This window comes from Streptomyces sp. NPDC003023 (assembly GCF_042888225.1).
GTDB lineage: Bacteria > Actinomycetota > Actinomycetes > Streptomycetales > Streptomycetaceae > Streptomyces.
This window is the reverse complement of record NZ_JBIAPL010000014.1, coordinates 14,366-30,195: the sequence shown is the minus strand read 5'-3', so window position 1 is coordinate 30,195 and position 15,830 is coordinate 14,366. Positions and strand designations below refer to the sequence as shown.

Here is a 15,830-nt window from a genome sequence, read left to right as displayed (position 1 = left end):
CGTCCGGCTTCCCGGACGCCCGCGGGCGTCCTACGGGCCGTGAAGGAAGGGGCCCGCGTCGGCGCGGGCCCCCTCCTTCGCGGGTGCGGCGGGTGGTCAGTAGCGGTAGTGGTCGGGCTTGTAGGGGCCGTCGACCTCGACGCCGATGTAGGAGGCCTGCTCGGGGCGCAGGGTGGTGAGCTTGACGCCCAGCGCGTCGAGGTGGAGGCGGGCGACCTTCTCGTCGAGGTGCTTGGGGAGCACGTACACGTCGGTCGGGTAGTCCTGGGGCTTGGTGAACAGCTCGATCTGGGCCAGCGTCTGGTCCGCGAACGAGTTGGACATCACGAAGGAGGGGTGGCCCGTCGCGTTGCCCAGGTTCAACAGACGGCCCTCGGACAGCACGATGAGGACCTTGCCGTCGGGGAACGTCCAGGTGTGGACCTGGGGCTTGACCTCGTCCTTGACGACGCCGTCGATCGCGGCGAGGCCGGCCATGTCGATCTCGTTGTCGAAGTGGCCGATGTTGCCCACGATCGCCTGGTGCTTCATCCGGGCCATGTCCGAGGCCATGATGATGTCCTTGTTGCCCGTCGTGGTCACGAAGATGTCCGCGCTCTCCACGACCTCGTCCAGCGTGGTGACCTGGTAGCCGTCCATCGCCGCCTGCAGCGCGCAGATCGGGTCGATCTCCGTGATGATCACCCGCGCGCCCTGGCCGCGCAGCGACTCCGCACAGCCCTTGCCCACGTCGCCGTAGCCGCAGACGACCGCCGTCTTGCCGCCGATGAGGACATCGGTAGCCCGGTTGATCCCGTCGATCAGCGAGTGCCGGCAGCCGTACTTGTTGTCGAACTTCGACTTGGTGACGGCGTCGTTCACATTGATCGCCGGGAAGAGCAGCGTGCCGTCACGGTGCATCTCGTAGAGACGGTGGACACCGGTGGTGGTCTCCTCCGTCACACCGCGGATGCCGGCGGCGAGGGCGGGCCAGTCGAGTGTGGAGCGGTGCAGGAGTTCGAGGATGACGCGGTATTCGTCGTTGTCGGCGGTGGACGGGTCGGGGACGGTGCCGGCCTTGGTGAACTCGACGCCCTTGTGGACCAGGAGGGTGGCGTCACCGCCGTCGTCGAGGATCATGTTGGGGCCTGCGTGGCCGGGCCAGGTCAGGGCCTGCTCGGTGCACCACCAGTACTCCTCGAGCGTCTCGCCCTTCCAGGCGAAGACGGGGATGCCGGCGGCGGCGATGGCGGCGGCGGCGTGGTCCTGGGTGGAGAAGATGTTGCAGGACACCCAGCGGACCTCTGCGCCGAGCGCGACCAGGGTCTCGATGAGGACGGCGGTCTGCACGGTCATGTGCAGGGAGCCGGTGATGCGCGCGCCGGCGAGCGGCTGGGCCTCCGCGTACTCCTTGCGGATCGACATCAGGCCGGGCATCTCGTGCTCGGCGAGGGTGATCTCCTTGCGGCCGAAGGCGGCGAGGGAAAGGTCGGCGACCTTGAAGTCGCAGAAGTCAGCGGCCGGCTGCGAGGGCATGTGCACTCCTTGAGTTCTGGATGTTCTGGTGGATCTCGAGCGTCGCGGTGGAGCGGTTGAGGGTGATGTAGTGCAGTCCGGGGGCGCCTTCCGCGAGGAGGCGTTCGGCCATGGCGGTGGCGTGTTCGACGCCGATGCGGTGGCTGTCGGCCGGGTTGTCGCGGGCCGCGTCGAGGCGGTCGGCGAGGTGGGCGGGGAAGGCGGCGCCGGACAGCTGGGCGAAGCGGGCGATCTGCTTCACGTCGGTGGCCGGCATGATCTCGGGGATGATCGGGGTGTCGCAGCCGGCGGCCGCGACCCTGTCGCGCAGCCGCAGGTAGTCCTCGGTGCGGAAGAACATCTGGGTGATGGCGTAGTCGGCGCCGGCCCTGCATTTGGCGACGAAGTGGCGGATGTCGTCGTCCCAGTCGCTCGAGCGGGGGTGGCGTTCGGGGAAGGCGGCGACGCCGACGCTGAAGTCGCCCGACCGGCGTACCAGGGTGACGAGTTCGTGGGCGTGGGTGAAGCCGTCGGGGTGCGGTGTCCAGGGGGCGTTCGGGTCGCCGGGCGGGTCGCCGCGCAGGGCGAGGACGTCGTGCACTCCGGCGTCGGCGTACTGGCCGATGATGTGGCGCAGTTCGGCGACCGAGTGGCCCACCGCGGTGAGGTGGGCGACGGGGCGCAGGGTGGTCTCGGCGGCGATGCGTTTGGTGACGGCGACGGTGCGGTCGCGTGAGGAGCCGCCGGCTCCGTAGGTGACGGACACGAACGTCGGGGCGAGGGCCTCGATACGGCGGATCGCGTTCCACAGGGTGCGTTCGCCCTGGGCGGTCTTCGGTGGGAAGAACTCGAAGGAGAACGAGGGCCGCCCGGTCGCGAGGGTGTCGCGCAGGGTGCTCATGGACGGCCTCCTCCGGCGTTGAAGTAGCCGGCCTCCGGGTGGTGGACGACGATGGCGTCGGTGGACTGCTCGGGGTGGAGCTGGAACTCCTCGGAGAGGTGGACGCCGATGCGTTCGGGTGCGAGCAGGGCGGCGATCTTGGCGCGGTCCTCGAGGTCGGGGCAGGCGGGGTAGCCGAGTGAGTAGCGGCAGCCCTGGTAGTCGGTGCGAAGCATGCCGTCGAGGGCGTCGGGGTCGGCGGAGGCGATGGAGAGTTCGGCGCGTACGCGGGCGTGCCAGTACTCGGCGAGGGCTTCTGCCAGTTGGACGGACAGGCCGTGGAGTTCGAGGTAGTCGCGGTAGGAGTTGGCCTCGAAGAGCTTGGCGGTCTCCTCGCCGATGCGGGAGCCGACGGTGACGACCTGGAGGGCGACGACGTCCGTCTCGCCGGATTCCTCGGGGCGGAAGAAGTCGGCGAGGCACAGGTAGCGGCCGCGGCTCTGGCGGGGGAAGGTGAAGCGGGTGCGCTCGAGGCCGTCGTCGCCGAGGATGATCAGGTCGTCGCCCTTGGAGACGCAGGGGAAGTAGCCGTGGACGACGGCGGCTTCGAGAAGGTTGTCGGTTTGGAAGCGGTCCAGGAGGCCGCGCAGTCGGGGCCGGCCCTCGCTCTCGACGAGTTCCTCGTAGGTGGGGCCGGTGTCGCGGGCGGCCTTGAGTCCCCACTGGCCCTTGAACAGGGCGCTCTCGTCGAGCCAGGAGGCGTAGTCCCCCAGCGGGATGCCCTTGACGACGCGGCTGCCCCAGAACGGCGGCGCCGGGACCGGGTTGTCGGTGGCCGCGTCGGAGCGGGTGGGGGCCTCGGCGGGGCGTTCGTCGGCAACCGTGGTGGTGGCGGTGACCCTGCGCTGCTTGAGCGGGGGCAGGGTCGCGCCGGGGACACCGCGTTTGATGCCGATGAGCGCGTCCATCAGGCGCAGGCCCTCGAACGCGTCGCGGGCGTAGCGGACTTCGCCGTCGTAGATTTCGTGGAGGTCCTGTTCGACGTAGGCGCGGGTGAGGGCCGCGCCGCCGAGGATGACGGGGAATTGAGACGCGAGGCCCCTCATGTTCAGTTCTTCCAGGTTCTCCTTCATGATCACGGTGGATTTGACCAGGAGGCCGGACATGCCGATGACGTCGGCGCGGTGTTCCCTGGCGGCGTCGAGGATGGCGGAGACGGGCTGCTTGATGCCGAGGTTGACGACGTTGTAGCCGTTGTTGGACAGGATGATGTCCACGAGGTTCTTGCCGATGTCGTGGACGTCCCCGCGGACGGTGGCCAGCACGATCGTGCCCTTGCCCGCATCTTCTTCGCCGTCCGCGGTTTTCTCCATGTGCGGCTCGAGGTGGGCGACGGCGAGCTTCATCACCTCGGCGGACTGGAGCACGAACGGCAGCTGCATCTGCCCGGAGCCGAACAGCTCGCCGACGACCTTCATGCCCGCCAGGAGGGTGTCGTTGACGATGTCGAGCGCGGGACGGTCCTTCAGGGCCTCGTCGAGGTCCGCCTGGAGGCCGTTCTTCTCACCGTCGATGATGCGGCGCTGCAGGCGTTCCTCCAGCGGCAGGGCCGCCAGTTCCTCCGCCTTGCCCGCCTTCAGGGATTTGGTGGTGGCGCCCTCGAACAGCTGCATCAGTTTCTGCAGCGGGTCGTATCCCTCGCGGCGGCGGTCGTGGATGAGGTCCAGGGCGGTGGTGACCTGCTCCTCGTCGAACCGGGCGATGGGCAGGATCTTCGAGGCGTGGACGATCGCCGAGTCCAGGCCGGCCTTGACGCACTCGTCGAGGAAGACGGAGTTGAGCAGGATACGGGCGGCCGGGTTGAGGCCGAAGGAGATGTTGGACAGGCCCAGCGTGGTCTGCACCTCGGGGTGACGGCGCTTCAGCTCCCGGATGGCTTCGATGGTGTTGACGCCGTCCTTGCGGGATTCCTCCTGACCGGTGCAGATGGTGAAGGTCAGGGTGTCGATGAGGATGTCCGACTCGTGGATGCCCCAGTTGCCGGTCAGGTCGGCGATGATCCGCTCGGCGATGGCGACCTTGTGCTCGGCGGTGCGCGCCTGGCCCTCCTCGTCGATCGTCAGCGCGATCAGCGCGGCACCGTGCTCCTTCGCCAATGCGGTGACCTTCGCGAAACGCGACTGGGGGCCGTCGCCGTCCTCGTAGTTGACCGAGTTGATGACCGCGCGGCCGCCGAGCTTCTCCAGACCCGCCCGGATCACGGGGACCTCGGTGGAGTCCAGCACGATCGGCAGGGTGGAGGCGGTCGCGAACCGGCCGGCCAACTCGGCCATGTCCGCGACACCGTCACGACCCACGTAGTCCACGCACAGGTCGAGCATGTGCGCGCCCTCGCGGATCTGGTCACGGGCCATCTCCACACAGTCGTCCCAGCGGCCCTCGAGCATCGCCTCACGGAACTTCTTCGACCCGTTCGCGTTCGTCCGCTCACCGATCGCCATGTAAGCGGTGTCCTGACGGAACGGCACGGTCTGGTACAGCGACGCCGCTCCCGGCTCCGGGCGCGGGTCGCGGGCCGGTGGGGTCAGATCACGGACGCGTTCGACGATGCGGCGCAGGTGCTCCGGGGTGGTGCCGCAGCAGCCGCCGACCAGGGACAGGCCGTAGTCCGCCACGAACTGTTCCTGGGCGTCGGCGAGTTCGGCGGGGGTGAGGGGGTAGTGGGCGCCGTCCTTGCCGAGGACGGGCAGTCCGGCGTTGGGCATGCAGGACAGCGGGATACGGGAGTGGCGGGCGAGATGGCGCAGGTGCTCGTTCATCTCGGCCGGGCCGGTGGCGCAGTTGAGGCCGATCATGTCGATGCCGAGCGGTTCGAGCGCGGTGAGGGCCGCGCCGATCTCGGAACCGAGCAGCATGGTGCCGGTCGTCTCGACCGTCACCGAGCAGATCAGTGGCGGGCGGCTGCCGGTGGCGTCCATGGCGCGGCGGGCGCCGATGATGGCGGCCTTGGTCTGCAGCAGGTCCTGCGTCGTCTCCACCAGCAGCGCGTCCGCGCCGCCGGCGATCAGGCCCTCGGCGTTCGCCTGGTAGGCGTCGCGCAGCACGGTGTAGGGGGCGTGGCCGAGGGTGGGGAGCTTGGTGCCGGGGCCGATGGAGCCCAGCACCCAGCGCTGCTGCCCGGTGGAGGCCGTGTACGCGTCGGCTACCTCGCGGGCGATCCGGGCGCCCGCCTGGGACAGTTCGTGGACCCGCTCGGGGATGTCGTACTCGCCCAGTGCGGCGTGGTTGGCGCCGAAGGTGTTGGTCTCCACGCAGTCGACGCCGACGTCGAAGTACGCCTCGTGGACGGAGCGGACGATGTCGGGGCGGGTGATGTTGAGGACCTCGTTGCATCCCTCGAGGTTCTCGAAGTCCTCAAGGGTGGGGTCCTGGGCCTGGAGCATGGTGCCCATCGCCCCGTCGGCCACCACCACCCGGGTGGCGAGCGCTTCGCGCAGGGCGTCGATACGGGTGCCGGTCACAGCTGCTCCCCCAGTCCGGGGGCGAGCAGGCGGGCGGCGTCGGGGCCGTAGGCGCGTTCCGCGGTGGTCAGCAGGCGGGTCCGGTCGATGTGGTAGGACTGCGAGCCGACGGCGCCGAGGGCCTCGGCGGCCAGGACGCAGCCGAGGCGGGCGGCGTCGGTGAGGTCCAGGCCGCGGCCGGTGGCGGCCAGGAAACCGGCCCGGAAGGCGTCGCCGACGCCGGTGGGGTCGGTGGCGGGTGCGTCGGGGACGGCGGGGACGGTCAGGGGTGCGTGGCCGGCGCGGTCGATGCGTACGCCGGCGGCGCCGAGGGTGGTGATCCAGGTGCCGACCTTGCCGAGGACGTCGGCGTGGTCCCAGCCGGTGCGTTCCAGCAGCAGGGCGGCCTCGTACTCGTTGGTGAACAGCCAGCGGGCGCCGTCGACCAGGTCGCGTGCCTCGGAGCCTTCCAGGCGGGCGAGTTGCTGGGAGGGGTCGGCGGCGAACGGCAGGCCCAGGTCGCGGCACTCCCCCGTGTGGCGCAGCATCGCGGCCGGGTCGTTGGGGCAGATCAGGACGAGGTCGGGCCGGGCGGCGCCGCCGGTGGTCAGGTGCCACAGGTCGATGTCGCGGGCCTCTTGCATGGCGCCCGCGTAGAACGAGGCGATCTGGTTGGCGTCCTGGTCGGTGATGCACATGAACCGGGCGGTCCGGTGCTCGGTGGAGACGAGGACGGGGCCGGTGTCGACGCCGTGTTCCTTGAGCCAGATCTCGTACTCGGCGAAGTCGCTGCCGACGGCGCCGACCAGCAGCGGGGTCAGGCCGAGGCTGCCGAGGCCGAAGGCGACGTTGGCCGCCACTCCGCCCCGGCGCACCTCGAGGTTGTCGACCAGGAAGGAGAGCGAGACATGGGCGAGCTGGTCGGGGATCAGCTGATCCGCGAACCGGCCGGGGAAGACCATCAGGTGGTCGGTGGCGATGGAACCGGTGACAGCGATGCGCACGTCAGGATCTCCTCACGGGTCCGGCGGGCCTCAGAGGCCGGCCGCGGCCCTGAGCCGGTGGGCGCGGTCGGTCCGCTCCCAGGTGAAGTCGGGCAGTTCACGGCCGAAGTGGCCGTAGGCGGCGGTGGCGGCGTAGATGGGCCGCAGCAGGTCGAGGTCGCGGATGATGGCGGCGGGGCGCAGGTCGAAGACCTCGGCGATGGCCTTCTCGATGCGGTCCTGGGCGACGGTCGCGGTGCCGAACGTCTCGACGAACAGGCCGACGGGCTCGGCCTTGCCGATGGCGTAGGCGACCTGGACCTCGCAGCGTTCGGCGAGGCCGGCGGCGACGACGTTCTTGGCGACCCAGCGCGTGGCGTAGGCGGCGGAGCGGTCGACCTTGGAGGGGTCCTTGCCGGAGAACGCGCCGCCGCCGTGGCGGGCCATGCCGCCGTACGTGTCGATGATGATCTTGCGGCCGGTGAGGCCGGCGTCGCCCATGGGGCCGCCGATCTCGAAGCGGCCGGTCGGGTTGACCAGGAGGCGGTAGTTGTCCGTCTCGAGCTTGATGCCGTCCTCGGCGAGAGCGGCCAGGACGTGTTCGACGACGTGCTCGCGGATGTCGGGGGTCAGCAGGGAGCCGAGGTCGATGTCGGCGGCGTGCTGGGAGGAGACGACGACGGTGTCGAGCCGGACGGGGCGGCTGCCCTGGTATTCGATGGTGACCTGGGTCTTACCGTCGGGGCGCAGGTAGGGGACGGTGCCGTCCTTGCGGACCTCGGTCAGCCGGCGGGAGAGGCGGTGGGCCAGTTCGATGGGCAGCGGCATCAGCGAGGGTGTCTCGTTGGTGGCGTAGCCGAACATCAGGCCCTGGTCGCCGGCGCCCTGCTGGTCGAGTTCGTCGTCCTCGCCCTCGACGCGGGTCTCGTAGGCGGTGTCGACGCCCTGCGCGATGTCCGGGGACTGGGCGCCGATGGAGACGGAGACGCCGCAGGAGGCGCCGTCGAAGCCCTTGGCGGAGGAGTCGTAGCCGATGGCGAGGATCGTGTCGCGCACCAGTTGCGCGATGGGCGCGTACGCCTTGGTGGTGACCTCGCCGGCGATGTGCACCTGGCCGGTGGTGATCAGGGTCTCCACCGCGACCCGGGAGGTGGGGTCCTCGCGGAGCAGGGCGTCGAGGACGGTGTCGCTGATCTGGTCGGCGATCTTGTCGGGGTGGCCCTCGGTCACGGACTCCGAGGTGAACAGACGACGGGACATGACTCTCCAGGTGTGTGCGGTCGGTCGGACGTTTGATCGTCGGCTCGGTCACCGCCCGGTGGTCACCCGGCCCGGCCGGCGACGGTTTCGAGGAGGCGGGCGAGGTCGCCGGCGGCGGTGGTGGGGCCGGTGAGCACCACGAGGGGCGGCCGGCCGCCGTCCGCGGCGACGAGGCGGGCGATCTCGTGGGCGGCGAGTCCGCAGCCGGAGAACCCGCCGAGTACGAGGGGCCCGCCGGTGTCGGTCAGCGGCCGCAGCGCCGTGTACCGGGCGTGCGGGTCGTCGGGGACCGGGTCCAGCAGCACCAGTGCCTGGGGGCCGTCGTAGGAGCGGGCGAGCTGCTCGTAGCAGGCGCGTGGGGTTCCGTGTGCGGCGAGGAGGCAGACGGTGCCGGTGCGGGTGTCCCGGGCGGGGCGCAGGACGGTGAGGGCGGGGGGTGTGCCGCCGTCGGGGGTGTGTCCGGCCGGTGTGTCGAGGGTGAGGACCGTCGCGCCGGTGTGCGGTCCGGTGCCGGGCGGCAGGGCCAGTGCGTCGGCGACGGTCAGGGACTCGTCGGTGCCGCGGGGCAGTTCGTGCAGCAGGTGCGCGGCGTGTGCCAGGACGTCGGTGATGCCGGTGAGCCGGGCACGGTCGTAGGTGGCGGTCACGACGAGGGCGCCGTCGCTGTCGTGGTGGGCGGCGAGGGTGAGGGGGAAGGCGGTGTGGGCGCCCTGGGGTTCGAGCGGGCCGACGCGGACGGACTGGGCGGCGAGTTCGGCGGCCGGCGGGTCCAGGGACGGGCGGCCGCTGTCGAAGACGACGAGGGTGCCCGGGTGGGCCGGCGGCCGGGCCGGGTCCCCGGTCCAGGTACGGATCTGGCCGGCCGAGACCCATTCGTACGCCGACAGGTCCAGTGCCCGGTCGCGCAGTTGGGCCAGCAGGTGCGGCACGCAGGCGCGGGGGTCGACGGTGACGGTCACCGGCAGGGGGTTGCGCAGGGCGCCGGGGAGCTGTTCGACGCCTTCGAGGAGGATGCCGCGTCCGGAGACGGTGACGCTGAAGCGGACCGGTGCCGGGTCGGCCGAGCCGGTGGCCGCGTACAGCAGCATGGCCCACACGGCCTGCAGCGCGCCGCTTTCCGTGCTGCCCCAGCAGGCGGCCCAGTCGGCGAGCCGGGCGGTGCGGGCCGGGGTGAGTCGCAGCCGGGCACGGCCGGTGCCGGCAGGCCCGGCGGGGGCAGGTCCGGCGGGGGCAGGCCCGGCGGGGGCCGTGGAGGGGCTGCCGGCGGCGGAGAGACCGGTGGCGGGTGGCTCGGGCCAGTGGGCGGCGTCGGGCGGCGCCGCGGTGCCGGTGAAGAACTCCTGGGCCGCGGTGGTGTCCTGGCGGGCCAGCCAGGCCGCGTGGTCGCCCAGATCGGGGCGGCGTTCGCCGCCCGGGAGCCGGCCGCCGGCCAGGTAGGCGCGGCAGAACTCCCGCATCAGCAGCCGTACGCTCCACTCGTCGAGCAGGGCCTGATGGTAGGTCAGCAGCAGGCGCGCGGGCTGGCCGGGGGCGGCGGGCGGGCCGCCTCGCACGGTGATGCGCAGCGGTCCGGGGCGGCGCGGGTCGAGGCCGCGGCGCCGGTCGCGTGCGACGATCCGGTCCCAGTCGTCGGTGTGCGCCGGCCGGACGATGTCGGGGGTGACGTGGTCGTGCAGCACGATCCGGGGTTCGGGTCCGTCGTCGAAGGCGGCGCGCAGCACGCTGTCCCGTTCGAAGAGGGACTGCCAGGCGGCCGTGAAACGGTCGGGGTCGAGCGGTCCGTGCCAGGTGCAGGTGAGCTGTTCGACGTGGCGGCCGGTGCCGGGGTGGGCGTCGGCGTCGGCGAGCAGGTCGTGCTGGAGCGGGCCGGCCGCGACAGTGGGCAGGGGTGCGCGGTCGGTGCTCGCGTCCGTGAGCAGGTCGGCCAGCAGCCCGGCGGGGAAGTCGCCCGCGGATTTGGGGGTGATGCTCAGTGCGTGCAGCCCGGGTCCCAGGTGCTGGAGCCGGTGGCGCCAGGGCGGGGTGTCCGGGCTGCGGGCGGCGATCCGTTCAAGGGCGGCCTCGATGCGGCCGGTGTCCAGCGGGCCGCGCAGCTCCAGGACGGGCGGGGCGTCGTAGGGGGGTTTTCCGGGGTCGAGGATCACGGTCATCGGCTGGTCCGGCGACTCCCGGGACATGGGTGAGGAGTGATTGGTCGTCATGATGCGTCCGGGGCACGCCCCCTCCCTCCCCTCTCTGCGAGCACGAACCGAGTATGCGAGGGACCGCCCATACGGGCCTGATACGGCGCTGACACCGCGGTCGGACGCGCGTGGCGGCCCTGCCGGGCCGGGGCGGGGTGCGTGGTGTCCCCCGCCGGGCCGGGGCCCGGCGGGCCTGTGTCCGGTGGGTGGCGGGGTGCGGGGCCTCCGGAGGTGCCCCTCTCGCCTGCGGAGTCGGTTCCGACCGGTGGTCGGCTCCGGGCTCCGTGCGAGTCCCGTGCCGGCGAGTGACCGCAGTGTCCGCCATGGCAGCAATGGGCGCTGTCGACGGCCCACTCGCGCAGGCGGGCTCGCGCAGGCGGGCTCGCGCAGGCGGGCTCGCGCAGGCGGGCTCGCGCAGGCGGGCTCGCGCAGGCCGGCTCACGCAGGCCGGCTCACGCAGGCCGGCTCACGCAGGCCGGCTCACGCAGGCCGGCTCACGCAGGCCGGCTCACGCAGGCCGGCTCACGCAGGCCGGCTCACGCAGGCGGGCTCACGCAGGCGGGCTCGCGCAGGCGGGCTCGTCGGCGTTCGGGCGGGCACTCCCGAGGTGGTGCGGGGGGGGTCGGCCACGGGTGGCAGGCAGCACCGACCCGGCCGCACCCGGGGCGTGAGCCGGGTCGGGGGCGAAGCGTCAGGAGTGGAGGAGGTCGGCGACGGCGCCCATGAAGCCTTCGTCGAGCATGGTCCCGGCCGCGGTGTCGCGGGAGGTGTCGAGGCCGGCGTCGTGGCAGGCCACGCTGATCAGGTAGCGGCCGAGCACGTGGTGGGTGGCGAAGGCCCATTCGCCGCGGGCGGCCGGCGCGCCGTCCGGTGCGTACAGTCCGCCCGTGTCGACGCCGAAGCCGAACTCGGTGAAGCCGAGCCGCAGTCCCTGCCCGAGCGCCTTGGTGTAGGCCTCCTTGAGGGTCCACAGCCGCAGCATGCCGGCTCTGCGTTCGTCGTCCGGCAGCGCTTCGAGTTCCGCGCGTTCGGCGGGGGTGCACACGTGGCTCTGGAGCAGGTCGAAGGACATGTGCCGGTCGGCGGGTTCGGCATCGACGCCGATGCGGCCGTTGCGGCTGATGCCGACGGCGATCAGGTCGTCGGTGTGGGTGAGGCTGACGTCGATCTGGTCGAGGCCGCGCAGGTAGGGCCGTCCGCCGATCTGGTAGGCGAGGTCGAGTTCGGCGGGGGCGGTGCCGAGCGCGGCGGCGGCCGTGAACTTGGTGGCGAGCCGGGAGGCGACGAAGCGGTAGCGGATGGTGGGGTCCGAGGTGTGCCGGTAGCGCTGCCAGTCGCGGCCGAGCAGCGGGCGCAGCGAGGGGTCGGCGACGGCGCCGGTGAGCCATTCGCCCCAGGTGGTGTGCACCACGGCGTTGCCGCGCAGGTCCATGCCTTCACGTACCCGGTCCCACGGTCCGTCGGGGCCGCTGACGTGGATGGGTTCGGTGATGCGTTCGGCGTCGGTCCAGGTTCGGGTCAAGGGGCCGGTCCTTCCCTGTGTCGCCGCCCGTGTGCGTCTCACTGGGCGAGGGCGGTCGCGTCCAGGTCGCAGCTGCGGCCTGTCCGGTAGCGGCGGACCAGTTCGTCCAGTACGTGTTCGGGGCAGCTGTCGGGCAGGCGGGGTACCGGGATGCCGAGCCGTTCGCCGAGCCGGGACAGGGCGAGTACGGCCCAGGCGGGGTCGGCGAGGAAGGGGTCGGTGCCGTCCTGGCCTTCCCAGACGCCGAGCACCGCGGCGGCGGCGAGGATGAGGCTGTAGCGGTCGCTCAGTACGCATACGGCGGGGTCGGCGAGGGCGGTGGTTGTGCCGTAGGCGGGCAGCCGGCGGCATTGTTCGCGCAGGGCGCGCAGTTCGGTGACGAATCCTTCGGCCAGGTCGGCGAGGGCGGTGATGTGGCCGCCGACGCCGCGGGTGGCGCCGAGGCGGGCGGCGGTGCCGACGAGGGAGGCGGCCATGAAGTCCCCGCCGCCGGCGATGCCGAGCGAGGGGTAGTGCAGCGGGGTCAGGGGGGCGCCGCGGCGGAACAGTTCGGGCGGCGGTTCCTCGTCGGTGAACCAGGAGCGTTCGGCCAGGGTGCGCAGGTGGGGGACGATCACGGCCTGGCAGGAGGCGGTGCCGGCGTGGCCGAGGCCGGCGACCGGCAGGTCGCGTACGAGTTTGTCGAGGGCGCCGTACTCGGGGCTGTCGTGTTCGTAGCCGCGTGCGCCGAGGACGGTGGCGAGTTCTTCGAGGTTTTCCCGCAGCAGGTTGGGGACCACGTATTTGACGGTGGCGGCGAGGATGTGGGCCCGGTCGGGCAGCAGGCTGAGGGCCCGCAGGGCGGTGGTGGCCATGCTGTCGCAGGCCAGCAGGTCGGCGAAGACGCCGGTCAGGGGTTTGTGCCAGCGGCGGGCGACGGGGCCGCTGCGGCCGGTGGTGGCGGCCCGTACGGCGGAGTGCAGGACGGTGTCGGCGGCCGCGGTGACCACGCCGCAGATGAGGCTGCGGTTGACCTGGAAGGTGCGCAGGGCCAGGGCGACGCCGTCGCCGGTGCTGCCGACGAGGGCGTCGGCGGGGACGGTGTAGTCGGTGAACTCGAGTCCTGAGAAGAGCGCTCCGCGCATGCCGGGGGTGGGGACGCGCGCCAGGTGGCGTACGGCCGGTGCCTGTTGGGGGGCGCGGTGGGGGTCGATGAGGAGGACGGAGTGGCTGCGCGGTCCGCGGGCCGGGGCGGTGCGTGCGTAGACGATCTGGGTGTCGGCGCGTGCGGCGTTGATGATGACGTCCTTGCGGCCGTCGAGGCGGTAGTCGCCGTCCGGTGCGGTGCGGGCGGTGAACTCGTGCCGCAGGATCGCGTTGGAGTGGGCGAGTTCGTGGTGCAGGATCGTGGCCCGTCCGCCGCTCAGGAGCAGGTCGGCGAGGTGGCGGCGCTGCGGGCCGGTGCCTGCCGCCCATACGGCGCCGGCGGCGAACAGTGAGGTGATGCCGGAGCCGAAGCCGAGGGCGACGTCGCGGCGGAACAGGGGGCGCAGGACGCGTGCGAGGAGGTCGGCCCGGGTGAGCCGGCCGCCGAGTTCGGCGGGGACGAACTCGGCGCCCAGGCCTGCCCGGGTGAGCAGGCTCTCGGTCTCCGCGGGTGGGGTGCGCCGGTCGTCGGCGGCGAACAGGGCGCGCAGTCCGTGGGGGTTGGCGGGGTCGTACGGGTCGCCGAGGAGCAGTTCGAGCCGGGCGGCCCGCCGGGCGGCGTCCGCCTCCGGGTCCGGTGTCCGGGCGGCTGCACGGCCCGGGCCCCGGTCAGGGTCTCGGGCCGGCGGGCTCGCGGCGTGCGCCGGGAGGGCCAGGGCGGCCACGGCATTCGCATGCCGCGGGTGAGCGTTCTGATCCAGCACCTCGAACACTCCTTCTCTGCACGTACGCAGGACTTTCGGCGAGGGCGGTCGAGGACCGGTGGACCGGCGGTCGACGTGGGGTCCTGGTTTCGTGGACCGACCTCGCTCCGGGGTTGCTGTCCGCAAATCACATCCGCAGTTCAGCGGTCCGGACCGGTTTTCTGATCGAGTGGGGCGCGAGGGGTGCCCGAGGGAAATTCGAGTGGTTCTCGAGCGGTCGTTCGGCCGCGCTCCGGGCACGGCGAAGGGCTGCGGCTTCCTCTTCGGAAGCCGCAGCCCTTCTCTGGCGCGGCGGGTCAGCCGGTCTTGCGGCGGAAGTACCGCTTGCCGCCTGCCGGGTTGGTGCCGCCCTGGAGCCGGGCCTGGATGTCGCCCTGCGCCTGGCGGGACGCACCCTTGCGGTCCTTGCGCTCGAGCGCCTCCCGGAACTTGCGCCTGGCGTCGTCCTCCACGGCATCGTTCTGCGGCGTATCCGTATCGGCCATGCGAACCTCCTCGGCTAATCAACAGCCAAACCAGCGTGACACAGAAAGGGAAATCTGACGAGGTAACGATTCCGCCCTCAATTCGGCACCTCTGGGCCAGAATTGTGAATTGCTCATGCAATTGTTTCGGGGGGTTGTGGTGTCAGGGGGCGGCGAGTTCCGCGGTGGTGTCCGGTTTCCGTTCGCCGCTCGGATCGGCGGTGTCCGCGGCCGGCCCCGGCAGCAGGCGGCTGAGCGCGGCCGTCAGCAGGAAGGCGCCGACGTTGTACCACAGGGTGCCGGTCAGTGCGCCGCCCAGCAGTTCGGCGTCGCCGGTGCCGTGGTCGCCGGCGAGGGAGAAGAAGACCATGCCGACGACGGCGATGCCGGCGGCCGAGCCGAGCTGCATGAAGGCGTTGACGACGCCGGAGCCGACGCCGGAGTCCTTCGCGGGCACGTCGCCGAGGACGACAGCGGTCAGGACGGGTGAGCACAGGCCCATGCCGATGCCCATGACGACGCCGGCCGCGGCGACCTGCCACAGCTGCAGTCCCGTTCCCGAGGACCGTACGGCCACGATGGCGATGAGCACACCGCCGGCCAGGACCAGTGATCCGGCGCCCACCCAGGTGCGTCCGCTCACCGACTTGACCCGCCAGGACAGCTGTGTGGCGGCGATGATGGCCAGCGGCCATGCGGCCGTGGCCAGGGCGGTGCGCCAGACGGACCAGCCGAGGCCGAACTGCAGGTGGTAGGTGAGGACGAGGAAGAAGGAGCTGATGCCGGTGTAGAACAGGAGGGTGAGGGTCAGTCCGATCCGGAACGACGGCGGGCGGAACAGCGGCGGGGGGATGAGCGCCGAACCGTCGCGTCGGTGGCGGGCCCGCTGCTGGAGCGCGAACAGCACCAGGAGGGCCACCGCCGCCGCCATGAGGGCGAACATCCACAGCGGCCAGCCCTCCTCGCGGCCCTGGACGAGCGGATACAGCAGGCCGAGCGCGGCGGCGGCCAGCAGCACGACTCCGGTCACGTCGACGCGCAGCGGCTCGTCGGAACGGCTCTCGGGCACGAAGAACGCCGCCAGCAGCAGGGTCAGCAGTCCCAGGGGCACGTTGATCAGGAAGATCGCGCGCCAGCCGAGGCCCAGCAGGTCCAGTTCGGTCAGCACTCCGCCGAGCAGCGGTCCGCTGACACTGCCGACGATGAGTCCGACTCCGATGAGGGTGAAGGCGTTGGCCCATTCCTCGCGCCGGAACAGGGTGACGACGACCGCCATGGTCTGCGGCACCATCAGGGCCGCCATGAGTCCCTGCACGAACCGGCCGGCCACCAGCATCTCGCCGCTGACGGAGACGCCGCAGACCACGGAGGCGGCGGTGAATCCGGCGACTCCGGTCATGAAGACGCGTTTACGGCCGAAAATGTCACCGAGCCGGCCTCCGGTGATCAGCAGCAGTCCGAATGCGAGGGTGTATCCGGCCAGTGTCCATTGCGCCATCGCGTAGCCGCTGTCGAGCTCGGTCTGGATGGTGGGCAGGACGACCGTGACGATGGACGCGTCGAGCGTGTCGAGGAACATGGCCGCGCCGACGATCGCCAGCGCCAGCCAGCGGCGGCGTGAACCCTGTCCGGGTCCGGTGATGGTTTCGCTCACG

10 protein-coding genes are annotated in these 15,830 nt (G+C 71.8%); all 10 read right to left on the bottom strand.

Going from position 1 to position 15,830, the window contains the following annotated elements; all coding sequences use genetic code 11:
• Positions 1-96: 96 nt before the first annotated feature.
• Positions 97-1,515: an adenosylhomocysteinase gene (gene ahcY / locus ACFYV1_RS31290; RefSeq protein WP_389399003.1), complete on the bottom strand. Its 1,419-nt coding sequence runs from the start codon at positions 1,513-1,515 to the stop codon at positions 97-99.
• Positions 1,493-2,395, bottom strand: coding sequence for a methylenetetrahydrofolate reductase [NAD(P)H] (gene metF / locus ACFYV1_RS31285; RefSeq protein ID WP_389399002.1), 903 nt, complete (start codon positions 2,393-2,395; stop codon positions 1,493-1,495). Before metF ends, ahcY begins: the two co-directional genes overlap by 23 nt.
• The gene (metH, locus tag ACFYV1_RS31280; RefSeq protein ID WP_389399001.1) at positions 2,392-5,895 is read right to left on the bottom strand and encodes a methionine synthase; all 3,504 of its coding nucleotides are present in this window, start codon (positions 5,893-5,895) and stop codon (positions 2,392-2,394) included. Before metH ends, metF begins: the two co-directional genes overlap by 4 nt.
• Entirely contained in the window at positions 5,892-6,878 is a 987-nt protein-coding gene (locus tag ACFYV1_RS31275) for a carbohydrate kinase family protein (protein ID WP_389399000.1), read from the bottom strand. Before ACFYV1_RS31275 ends, metH begins: the two co-directional genes overlap by 4 nt.
• A 30-nt stretch (positions 6,879-6,908) precedes the next feature.
• Positions 6,909-8,117: a methionine adenosyltransferase gene (gene metK, locus ACFYV1_RS31270; RefSeq protein ID WP_389398999.1), complete on the bottom strand. Its 1,209-nt coding sequence runs from the start codon at positions 8,115-8,117 to the stop codon at positions 6,909-6,911.
• Positions 8,118-8,179: 62 nt separating this feature from the next.
• Positions 8,180-10,318, bottom strand: a complete 2,139-nt coding sequence (locus ACFYV1_RS31265) for a condensation domain-containing protein (protein WP_389398998.1) — start codon at positions 10,316-10,318, stop codon at positions 8,180-8,182.
• A gap of 673 nt (positions 10,319-10,991) precedes the next feature.
• Entirely contained in the window at positions 10,992-11,822 is an 831-nt protein-coding gene (locus ACFYV1_RS31260; RefSeq protein ID WP_389398997.1) for a 4'-phosphopantetheinyl transferase family protein, read from the bottom strand.
• 38 nt (positions 11,823-11,860) lie between these two features.
• Positions 11,861-13,711, bottom strand: a complete 1,851-nt coding sequence (locus ACFYV1_RS31255; RefSeq protein WP_389398996.1) for an acyl-CoA dehydrogenase — start codon at positions 13,709-13,711, stop codon at positions 11,861-11,863.
• Positions 13,712-14,007: 296 nt separating this feature from the next.
• Entirely contained in the window at positions 14,008-14,196 is a 189-nt protein-coding gene (locus ACFYV1_RS31250) for a DUF5302 domain-containing protein (RefSeq protein WP_389398995.1), read from the bottom strand.
• Positions 14,197-14,338: 142 nt separating this feature from the next.
• A complete protein-coding gene (locus tag ACFYV1_RS31245) occupies positions 14,339-15,829 on the bottom strand; it encodes an MFS transporter (protein WP_389398994.1) in 1,491 nt (496 codons plus the stop codon).
• Position 15,830 lies beyond the last annotated feature (1 nt).

What these genes read in the sequence shown, in the direction of transcription:
- ACFYV1_RS31250 (WP_389398995.1), bottom strand. Translation starts at nt 14,196, where the DNA reads ATGGCCGATACGGATACGCCGCAGAACGATGCCGTGGAGGACGACGCC.
- metF (WP_389399002.1), bottom strand. Translation starts at nt 2,395, where the DNA reads ATGAGCACCCTGCGCGACACCCTCGCGACCGGGCGGCCCTCGTTCTCC.
- ahcY (WP_389399003.1), bottom strand. Translation starts at nt 1,515, where the DNA reads ATGCCCTCGCAGCCGGCCGCTGACTTCTGCGACTTCAAGGTCGCCGAC.
- metK (WP_389398999.1), bottom strand. Translation starts at nt 8,117, where the DNA reads ATGTCCCGTCGTCTGTTCACCTCGGAGTCCGTGACCGAGGGCCACCCC.
- ACFYV1_RS31265 (WP_389398998.1), bottom strand. Translation starts at nt 10,318, where the DNA reads ATGACGACCAATCACTCCTCACCCATGTCCCGGGAGTCGCCGGACCAG.